The 3,224-nt window shown below is 49.8% G+C and carries 2 rRNA genes; both read right to left on the bottom strand.

Features of this window, described 5'->3' with window-relative positions:
* Positions 1-2: 2 nt before the first annotated feature.
* A 5S ribosomal RNA gene (gene rrf / locus FJR08_RS22950) occupies positions 3-120 on the bottom strand.
* 163 nt (positions 121-283) lie between these two features.
* Positions 284-3,115 (bottom strand): 23S ribosomal RNA (locus FJR08_RS22945).
* Between the last annotated feature and the right edge of the window lie 109 nt (positions 3,116-3,224).

Genomic DNA, 3,224 nt, shown 5'->3' with positions numbered 1-3,224 from the left:
AAACCTGGCATCGAGCTATTTTCACGGAGGGCTACCCCTAAACTATCGTCGCCGCAGCAGCGTTTCACCTCTGAGTTCGGGAAGGGATCAGTGTGGTTCCACCGCGCCATAGACACCAGGAAACAATTAAAAATTAAAAATTCAGAATTAAAAATTAATTACCGATTTTTAACTTAGGGTATTCACAACCCTGAAGACTGCAAAAAGAACGAGAATCAACAGTGATAATTAACCACCAAAAACCTTCATTTTTAATTTTTAATTATCAATTTTTAATTGAATAGAGGTCAAGCCCTCGGTCTATTAGTACCCCTCAGCTTCATACATTACTGCACTTCCACTTAGAGCCTATTAACGGGTGTTCTGCCCGTGACCTTACCTACAAATTGTAGTGAGAGTACTCATCTTGAGGTGGGCTTCCCACTTAGATGCTTTCAGCGGTTATCCTCTCCGCACTTGGCTACCCAGCGTTTACTGTTGGTACAATAACTGGTACACCAGCGGTGCGTTCCTCCCGGTCCTCTCGTACTAAGGAGGACTCCTCTCAATACTCTTGCGCCTGCACCGGATATGGACCGAACTGTCTCACGACGTTCTGAACCCAGCTCACGTACCGCTTTAATGGGCGAACAGCCCAACCCTTGGGACGTACTTCCGCCCCAGGTTGCGATGAGCCGACATCGAGGTGCCAAACCTCCCCGTCGATGTGGACTCTTGGGGGAGATCAGCCTGTTATCCCTAGAGTAACTTTTATCCGTTGAGCGACGGCCATTCCACTCTGCGCCGTCGGATCACTAAAGCCTACTTTCGTACCTGCTCGACTTGTCAGTCTTGCAGTCAAGCTCCCTTTTGCTTTTACACTCGTCGCACGGTTTCCAAGCGTGCTGAGGGAACCTTTGCGCGCCTCCGTTACTTTTTAGGAGGCGACCGCCCCAGTCAAACTGCCCACCTGAAACTGTTCCCCAACCGGCTGACGGTCGTGGGTTAGAATTCTAGCTTCGCCAGAGTGGTATCTCACCGTTAGCTCCTTATTCCCCAAAAGGAATAACTCACCGCTTCCCACCTATCCTGCGCAAGCGAAGCCCGAACACAATTCCAGGCTACAGTAAAGCTTCATAGGGTCTTTCTGTCCAGGTGCAGGCAGTCCGTATCTTCACAGACATTCCTATTTCGCCGAGTCTCTCTCTGAGACACCATCCAGATCGTTACGCCTTTCGTGCGGGTCGGAACTTACCCGACAAGGAATTTCGCTACCTTAGGACCGTTATAGTTACGGCCGCCGTTCACCGGGGCTTCAGTCGCCAGCTTTACTTTCGCTGACCAGCTTCCTTAACCTTCCGGCACTGGGCAGGCGTCAGCCCCCATACGTCCTCTTGCGAGTTGGCGGAGACCTGTGTTTTTGGTAAACAGTCGCCTGGATCTCTTCACTGCGACCCACGTCTGAGGTGGGCACCCCTTCTCCCGAAGTTACGGGGCCATTTTGCCGAGTTCCTTAGAGAGAGTTATCTCGCGCCCCTTGGTATTCTCAACCTCCCTACCTGTGTCGGTTTCGGGTACGGGTGTTCTATCTTCATCACATAGCGAGCTTTTCTTGGCACTATCCTTCACCACTCGGAGTTCGTAAACTCCTCCCAAACCAATCAGGGTATGGCTATCTTTGATGCGTCCCTCTCTATGCTCCCACAGAACAGTAAGTGACTATTGACACTTTGTCCATCGACTACGCCCTTCGGCCTCGCCTTAGGTCCCGACTAACCCAGAGTGGACGAACCTGGCTCTGGAACCCTTAGGGTTTCGGGGTGTATGATTCTCACATACATTTGCGCTACTCAAGCCGACATTCTCACTTCCGTTTCGTCCACAGCTGCTCGCCGCTACTGCTTCAACCTACGACGGAACGCTCCCCTACCGATTAATAATTTAATATCAATCCCACAGCTTCGGTACATCGCTTAGCCCCGTTCATTTTCGGCGCAAGATCGCTTGACTAGTGAGCTATTACGCACTCTTTCAAGGGTGGCTGCTTCTAGGCAAACCTCCTAGTTGTCTAGGCAATCTCACCTCCTTTATCACTTAGCGATGATTTGGGGACCTTAGCTGGTGGTCTGGGCTGTTTCCCTCTTGACAATGAAGCTTATCCCCCACTGTCTCACTGGCAATGTCTTCTTCTGGGTATTCTGAGTTTGTCTCGATTTGGTACCGGTCTCCCAGCCCGCACCGAAACAGTGCTTTACCCCCCAAATTTAACCATTACCGCTGCGCCTCAACACATTTCGGGGAGAACCAGCTAGCTCCTGGTTCGATTGGTATTTCACCCCTAACCACACCTCATCCGCTGATTTTTCAACATCAGTCGGTTCGGACCTCCACTTGGTGTTACCCAAGCTTCATCCTGGACATGGTTAGATCACCAGGGTTCGGGTCTATAAACACTGATTTATCGCCCTGTTCAGACTCGGTTTCCCTTTGGCTCCAGCATTCTCGCTTTAACCTACCAGTGCCTATAAGTCGCCGGCTCATTCTTCAACAGGCACGCGGTCATCCGTTAAATCGGACTCCCACTGCTTGTAAGCTTATGGTTTCATGTTCTATTTCACTCCCCTTCCGGGGTTCTTTTCACCTTTCCCTCGCGGTACTTGTTCACTATCGGTCACACAGTAGTATTTAGCCTTACGAGGTGGTCCTCGCTGATTCACATGGAATTCCTCGTGCTCCATGCTACTCGGGATTCAGCTACTATCCTTTGACTTTCAACTACGGGACTTTCACCCCCTCTGGTACAGTATTTAGCTGTTTCGTTTAGTCTCTAGATTCGATCTCGCTGTCCCACGACCCCAAAGGATAAATCCCTTGGTTTAGGCTCTTCCCCTTTCGCTCACCACTACTGAGGGAATCTCTAGTTTGATTTCTCTTCCTCCAGCTACTAAGATGTTTCAGTTCGCTGGGTTGGCTCTTTCCTGTCTATATATTCAACAGGTAGTACATAGGGTTGCCCCATTCGGACATTTCCGGCTCAAAGTTTGCTTCCAACTCCCCGGAACATTTCGTCGGTAACCACGTCCTTCATCGCCTCTGTGTGCCTAGGTATCCACCATTAGCCCTTATTAACTTGACCACATTTCTTTTTCTTTGCTTTCAGAAACACTTTCATGTTTCGTCTGCCTGCTATTTCTCGTTCTCTTATGCAGTTTTCAAGGTTCTGGCTGGAATTTAACCCAGCAGTC

Origin of the sequence: Dolichospermum sp. UHCC 0260 (assembly GCF_009711985.1) — a bacterium.
Taxonomy (GTDB): Bacteria; Cyanobacteriota; Cyanobacteriia; order Cyanobacteriales; family Nostocaceae; genus Dolichospermum; species Dolichospermum lemmermannii.
Note: the sequence above shows the minus strand (reverse complement) of the source record. Positions and strands in the feature narration are given on the sequence as shown.